This is a genomic window from Bacillus sp. 7884-1 (assembly GCF_002272245.1).
In the GTDB taxonomy this organism is placed as follows: Bacteria; Bacillota; Bacilli; order Bacillales; family Cytobacillaceae; genus Neobacillus.
Map to the genome: position 1 here is coordinate 1 of NZ_NPDD01000275.1, position 6,508 is coordinate 6,508.

The 6,508-nt window shown below is 35.6% G+C and carries 9 protein-coding genes; 7 read left to right on the forward strand and 2 right to left on the reverse strand.

The annotated features are described in order from the left end of the window. Positions 1 to 195: Arm DNA-binding domain-containing protein (locus tag CHI06_RS27630; RefSeq protein WP_179292810.1), on the reverse strand; the 195-nt coding region annotated here is incomplete at its 3' end. Positions 196 to 257: 62 nt separating this feature from the next. Then, positions 258 to 1,262 carry a hypothetical protein gene (locus tag CHI06_RS27635; RefSeq protein WP_095251848.1) on the reverse strand — a complete coding sequence of 335 codons (1,005 nt, stop codon included), beginning with the start codon at positions 1,260 to 1,262 and terminating at the stop codon, positions 258 to 260. Between the two features lie 134 nt (positions 1,263 to 1,396). Here CHI06_RS27635 and CHI06_RS29530 point away from each other — a divergent pair, with 134 nt between their 5' ends. The 7 genes from CHI06_RS29530 to CHI06_RS27665 all read left to right on the forward strand — a co-directional run bounded on the left by CHI06_RS29530 (position 1,397) and on the right by CHI06_RS27665 (position 6,104). Then, on the forward strand, positions 1,397 to 1,567 hold the full coding sequence (locus tag CHI06_RS29530; RefSeq protein ID WP_179292809.1) for a hypothetical protein: 171 nt from the start codon (positions 1,397 to 1,399) through the stop codon (positions 1,565 to 1,567). Between the two features lie 5 nt (positions 1,568 to 1,572). Then, positions 1,573 to 1,845: a DNA-binding protein gene (locus CHI06_RS27640; protein ID WP_095251849.1), complete on the forward strand. Its 273-nt coding sequence runs from the start codon at positions 1,573 to 1,575 to the stop codon at positions 1,843 to 1,845. A gap of 37 nt (positions 1,846 to 1,882) precedes the next feature. Then, a complete protein-coding gene (locus tag CHI06_RS27645; protein ID WP_142301038.1) occupies positions 1,883 to 4,246 on the forward strand; it encodes a bifunctional DNA primase/polymerase in 2,364 nt (787 codons plus the stop codon). 139 nt (positions 4,247 to 4,385) lie between these two features. Continuing rightward, entirely contained in the window at positions 4,386 to 4,796 is a 411-nt protein-coding gene (locus CHI06_RS30870; protein WP_257009487.1) for a hypothetical protein, read from the forward strand. Next, positions 4,797 to 5,342 carry an ERCC4 domain-containing protein gene (locus CHI06_RS27655; protein WP_095251851.1) on the forward strand — a complete coding sequence of 182 codons (546 nt, stop codon included), beginning with the start codon at positions 4,797 to 4,799 and terminating at the stop codon, positions 5,340 to 5,342. A 30-nt stretch (positions 5,343 to 5,372) separates the two neighbouring features. Then, complete coding sequence (locus CHI06_RS27660) at positions 5,373 to 5,765, forward strand: single-stranded DNA-binding protein (protein WP_095251852.1); 393 nt, start codon at positions 5,373 to 5,375, stop codon at positions 5,763 to 5,765. 135 nt (positions 5,766 to 5,900) lie between these two features. Beyond that, positions 5,901 to 6,104, forward strand: coding sequence for a hypothetical protein (locus CHI06_RS27665; protein ID WP_095251853.1), 204 nt, complete (start codon positions 5,901 to 5,903; stop codon positions 6,102 to 6,104). The last annotated feature ends 404 nt before the right edge of the window (positions 6,105 to 6,508 follow it).

A 6,508-nucleotide genomic window follows, 5' to 3' on the forward strand; every position in this document is an offset into this window, starting at 1 on the left:
GAAAGGCATATCTGATTCCTTTATTAAAGTCCCATTTTGTTTTTCTAGTTCAACAATACGAGCTGCAGCCTGTGCCTCTCTTTTAGTCTTAAAACCGCCCTTTGAAATTTGGGGGCGGCGTTTTTTTGTAAGTGGATCGATACCCATATCCACAATATAAGTCCAAGACTTTCCTCGTTGTCTGAATTGTGCCATTTAGACACCTCCTACAGTTTTCTTTAAAATTGAACACAGGTATTTAAAAATTACAGGAAGGTTTAAGAATCATCTCTCCTTATTCTATAAGCCTCCTGTTTGCAGGCATCATCACAATATTGTTGCCTTTTTCTTTTCATAAAAGGGAGCCTGCATTTTGGATTTTGACAAATTTCAACTACCATATTGGCATTTATTAATTGCCATAGTTCGTAGTATATGGCAGTTATTAAATATTCGGTGGTCTTCTTTTCCAATACATAAAATCCTAAATTATTCTTTTCGGTTTCGATTATTTCGCCTGCATTAGTAACAATACCTTTAGAAGCATATAACTCTATAGAACTTCGAATAACCGAGCGCCCTATTTTTACAAAGTCAAACGATTCTTCTTCTGTAATATTAACCAGAGTGGGTGTACCATCATACCATTCTATTTTGTATGATATTTGTCCATCGTTATTCTCTTCTTCCCCTAATCTTAAAATATTGACCTCTATTTCAGTGTTTATCCCTCTGGCTAATCGTGATAAAGCTCGGTGTAACTTAAGTATTTTTCTAACTTTACCTATGTGGTACCACCATAATTCTAATGGTTCAAAGTATGAATAACCCGGCTTTACAATTTCAAAGGCATACTTGGATGTTAAGGAAAAACTTCGGTCTATTTGATTGTATAACTCTAATAAATCATTTTCCTTTTGTTCCATGGCCAGTCCCAAATTTCCGTATGTAAACGCAAATTCAATTAACTGATTAGTACTTTTTATTCTTGAAAATAGGTTCGAAATTCCCTCAATGCTTTTAAACCCTGTTACCAAACTAAAATGTAGAGGGGAAATTATAAACCCGTTTGTCATTTCCTCGTCGGCAGCTGAAAAGTATTTTTTCCATCTATCAATTTCCTTTTGTACATACTCGTTGACTATCCCTTTACTTTTAACAACAACTTTCTTTTTGTCTGTTTCAAAAAATACAACTTCGTTATCACTCAAAATTTTTCCATTTCTCCATAAGGAAATGGAAGGAGGAACAGCATTCATTAATTTTTCATTCAAAAAAAACAATTTGAAAAGCCTCCCTTTCTCAGCTTGTTACGAAATAAGGTCGTTTTTTGATTTTATTAAGTAACACGGTTTGGTAAATTGATTATAGAAGAAGAAGTAGTAAAAAGCAATTCAAGAGTGGAGGTAAACCTTTTTTGAAGATGAACGAGGACCTAAAAAGAGCAAGAGGAAACATCCCTTATTCAGTAATAGCCTTAAAACTCAATGTAAGTGAAAGCACTCTATACAGATGGTTCAGGAGTAAGCTTTCAAAAGAGAGAGAAAAAGAAATATTAGATGTAATCATGGAAATTAAGGAGGGGTAATCGTTTTGATTGAAATAAAAGTGGATGATGAACATTTTAAAAAAATCTATTTAGACGAAGTGCAGAAACGTTTAGATAAATTTGAATTACAGGTATTACTTCTGGATTCAAAGCAACTTTGCAAAATGCTTTCTCTCTCATGGCCAACAGTGGAAAAAATCTTTTTAAGTGACCCGAATTTTCCTCGAATGAGGGTCGGCTCAAAGTGGTTGTTTAATCGGAGGGAAGTACAAACCTATATAGATCAATGGTCCATACAAACCAGGAGATATGATTAATCATGGATATAACTTTGCTACTGATGGAGGCAACTATATGAACATAAAAAATAGCGCCTATGACGAAGGCGCCATCAAATATTCTACTAATGATATTATATCAAAACTCTCTGATTTTAATACCATTAGCGGCATCTTCCCAGGTGCAAAGATTATTAAATTGAAAGGGTATTCGGCTTTGAACATAGAACAGGAGGAATTCCTTCGTTATAAAAAAGCTAAAGTACCAATCGAGAAAGGATTTAATGATTTAACAAAACCAGGTCTTACTGATACTGAAATCGAAAGCTGGTTGGAGCAAAAAGGATGGATTGGCTTAGTTGTTCCGGTGGGAATTGATGTAATCGATATTGATGATAAGGACGAGGGGAATTTAATATTTAATGCGTTGCAAGCGGAATCTCTAAAATTCCATGCTATTGAAACAGTAAATGGGTACCAATTTATCTTTAAATCGTCAGGAAGGATTCAAAAGCAAAGGGCGTCATTTTTAATGGCCGGGGGCTTTATCGGAGATTACAGACTTGGCGGGAAAGGGCAAATAGTTTTACCAACTATAAATACACCAGGACGAAATTGGGTCAAGATTGTTGAAAAGGAATTATCGGAGACCCCTATTTTCTTTGATTGTTTAAAAAAGTCCAATAAAAATGAAAGGCCATTTCCTTTTCCAGTTCGTGAAGGGTTAGATGGAAGAAATGACACTTTGTATTATCATTGCAGTCGATTAATTGAGTTTGGTTATAATCATGATCAATTAATTCTAATTTTATCTTTTCTTAACCAAAGATTTTTCCTCCCGCCCTTGGAAGAAGAGGAGTTTTATAACACTATCTATAGTGCCTCTAAACATAAACCAAGTGGCACTAATTATTATCAGACACATCAATATGAAAAAGCCAGAACGGATCAAGAAAAGAAATCTCAAGCACAATTTTTACTCGAAATCTGTGCGGATGTTGAATTATTCCACACACCAGAAGATGAAGTTTACGCTCAGATTCAAGTAAATAATCACCTTGAAACACGTTCAATAAAGAGCAAAGGATTTAAATTGTGGCTTACTAAGAATTTTTATGAATCACATAACAAACCACCTGGTTCACAAGCTCTTACAGATGCGATAGGTGTTCTTGAAGCTAAAGCTTTATTTGAAGGTAAGAGGTACAACGTTTACACAAGGGTAGCCGAACATGGAAATGCCATCTATATAGACCTTTGTAATGAAAATTGGGAAGCGGTGGAGATAACCGGGGCTGGCTGGAGCATAGTATCAAATCCACCAGTCAGATTTAGGCGCTCTAATATTATGAAGGAAATGCCGAAGCCGCTAAAGGATGGAACTTTAAGTGAATTAAAGCCATTTATCAATTTTAAAAATGAAAATGATTGGAAGTTAATAGTAGCTTGGCTAATTGCTGCATTTCGACCAGGAAGTCCATACCCTATTCTCACCATTCAAGGTGAACAGGGGAGTGCTAAAAGTACCACAACGAAAATATTACTATCACTTATTGACCCATCAACCTTACCATTGAGAGCTTTACCCTCTGAAGAGCGTGATTTATCAATAGCAGCAAAGAATACTTGGGTTTTATCATTTGATAATTTATCAGGTTTATCTAATGCAATGAGCGATGCCTTGTGTAAATTGTCTACTGGCGGGGGACTTTCAACAAGAAAATTATATACAGATGATGAAGAGGCGATTTTTAATATTATGAGACCAGCAATAATAAATGGCATTGATGACATTGCAAAAAGGCAGGACTTACTTGATAGATCGCTAGTATTGTTTCTTCCTGCTATACCATCAAATCAACGGACAGATGAAAGCACTTTTTGGCAAAAGTATGAAGCGGTCAAACCAAGTATTTTAGGTGCTTTATTCGAGGTGGTTAGTGGAGCATTAAAAGAATTACCAAATGCGAAATTGAATGAAAAGCCTAGAATGGCAGACTTTGCTCTATGGATAACAGCAGCAGAAACGACCCTTAAATGGTCAAAGGGTTCGTTTATGGAAGCCTATAATTCAAATCGGAATGAAGCTATAGAACAAGGATTAGAGTCCGATCCAGTCGGTGTAGCTGTTCAATCATTTATGAAAAATCGTGATATATGGGAAGGTACAGTAGACAAAACACTAACTGAGTTGAGCAGATTTATTGGAGATGAAAAAACAAAATATTCAAATGCATGGCCAACAGCAAGAAAGTTAAAAGAGCGATTTAGAAGAATTGCCCCAGCGTTAAGGGCTAAAGGTATTGAGTATATAGATTTACCGAGAAGGAGCGAAGGATCTGTGCTAAGGCTAGAAAAGGTTGATAAAACTTCTGCATTATCTACATTACATGCACAAATCCAATCAAATCAAGAATTTGATGGGGTAGAAATCGTATAGATGTATGTATATAACCATTGCGGGATGTTGCTATAAAAAAATATCACCATTGTTCAAACCTAACTGTCATTGAGTTCATGTAATAAGTGTAGATAATGTAGAACCTAAGTGATTTTAGTTTAAAGAGAGATGATGCTTAATGGATGTCATGCAACTATTACGTTCAGTTGAAAAATGTGGTTGTCATTTACAAGTTGAGGGCGAAAATGTCTTTATTTTAAATAGTAATCGTCTGCCTGACCCACTGAAGGAAGAAATTAGAACAAAAAAAGCTTTGGTTTTAGATATGTTAGAGCGGGATAACAAAGCTAAGTATACAGGCTTCATAGTTGCATTACCCGGTGAACTTTATACGCGGACAATAGGCAAAAACAGCTGTGCGTATATCGAGCAAATCGGTAGCGAGTGGCAGGCATGGCGAGAGACATATCAAAGTAAAAAAGAGAAGGCAGTAAGCAACAAGATTATTTTCACTTCAGAAACGTTTGAATTGGTCTTGTTAAAGGCAAAAGGCTATTTTGATTATATTGGTAGGAAACGGAGTGAGTAGATGGTGAAGGACGTTGCTATGAAATACAAATACACTGAAACAGAAATAAAAACGTTGCTTTCTTCTATTGTTATATTGGTAGATTCACGTGAACAGCAAAACAAACATATTATTGATTATCTTGAATCAAAGAAAATCCCATATAAAGAGAGAAAACTAGATTATGGCGACTATTCCGCTTACCTGCCGAAACATGAAAAGGTTGGTATCTATAGAGACCTATTCATTCCAGCAGCCATTGAAAGAAAAAACAGCGTGGACGAGCTAGTGTCAACGATTAAAGAAAGAACACGTTTTGAAAATGAACTGATACGGGCACAACAGTTTCCTTTTCTAGTCCTGGTTGAAGATTCAAACGGCTATGAAAAGATTATTAAAGGGGACTACAGAAGTGAGTATCAAGCTCGTTCGTTATTGGGTTCTTTAAAGGCATTTGAAGCACGATATGGGTTTCAAACAGTCTTTGTCGCACCACATACAAGTGGCAACTATATATATCATCATTTTTATTACACTATAAGAAATGCTCTAATTAAGACTCTTTAATAACGAGAACACAAAAACGGAGGAAAAATAATGAATACAGTAAATTTAATCGGTCGTCTTGTTAAAGATGGAGAGTTAAAATACTCTCAAACAGGTACAGCTTTCTATCGAAATACATTAGCGGTGAATCGAAAATTTAAAAAAGATGAAGCAGACTTTATCAACCTTCTGGCATTCTCTAAAACCGCTGAATTAATGGGGAACAATTTGATAAAAGGAGGCCAGGTTGGGATTGAAGGGCATATCCAAACAGGCAGCTATGAGAAAGACGGGAAAAAGAACTTTACTTTTGAGGTTGTTGTAGATAGTCTCACTTTTATTGGCAAGAAAAAAGAAGATGATCCCCAAGGTTTCTCTGCCAATGCTGGTGGCGACCCATTTCAGAATGGAACAGTGATCAATGATAAAGATTTGCCCTTTTGAAAAGGGGAATTGATAATGCCTTAATATACTATAAGTCTAAGGTTTGCCGACTACCAATAGAAATAGGTAGCTCGGCCGACTTGTTACAAAAGCTTCATTTGTACCAGTTAGTCTTTTCGTAGAGGTGAATTTTATTTGAGGAAAAAATACAATTGGGTTGTTATGGGAAACACGTTTATAGAAGCAGGTCATCACAGCAGGCTCTCGTTAAGAGTAATCAGCCAAATGTTTGATGTTCCATATCAATCTGTACGAAGAAGAGCAGCTGCTGAAAAGTGGCATACTCGGAGGTTATATTTGTGGTATGAAGAGAATGCTACAAAGACTGAAAAATGTTAAGAATATGCTTAGATTATACAGGTACAAATACTGCAAAAACCTTGGTGTTATCAGTAGTAAATACGGTTGGGAATTTTTTATATAAGCTTTTGTAGCAGTCATCCTATCTATGTGAGGTATGGAGAGAGAAAAACAACTGTTTCATGTATTTAATAAAAGTGTCTTAAGTAATGGAGGGGAGTACAGTCATGATGATTGTATTTCTCTCTATTTTTTTAGTAGTAATTATTGCTGCTAAAGTCCTATACCATGATACAATTATAGATGGAAAATTAATGTAAGAGAGTAAGGGGAAATTGAATCGGCTAAAACAAAAAATTAGTCCTTTAGATACCTGATGGGCTTGAGAGTAAGGAGGAAACTATATGGGTTTTGGGTTTAGAAAAAGTTTCAAAATAGCTCCT

Bases quoted from the DNA above. Each gene is read 5' to 3' on its own strand.
- CHI06_RS27645 (WP_142301038.1), top strand. From the start codon at position 1,883: ATGAACATAAAAAATAGCGCCTATGACGAAGGCGCCATCAAATATTCT.
- CHI06_RS30870 (WP_257009487.1), top strand. From the start codon at position 4,386: ATGGATGTCATGCAACTATTACGTTCAGTTGAAAAATGTGGTTGTCAT.
- CHI06_RS27655 (WP_095251851.1), top strand. From the start codon at position 4,797: ATGGTGAAGGACGTTGCTATGAAATACAAATACACTGAAACAGAAATA.
- CHI06_RS27660 (WP_095251852.1), top strand. From the start codon at position 5,373: ATGAATACAGTAAATTTAATCGGTCGTCTTGTTAAAGATGGAGAGTTA.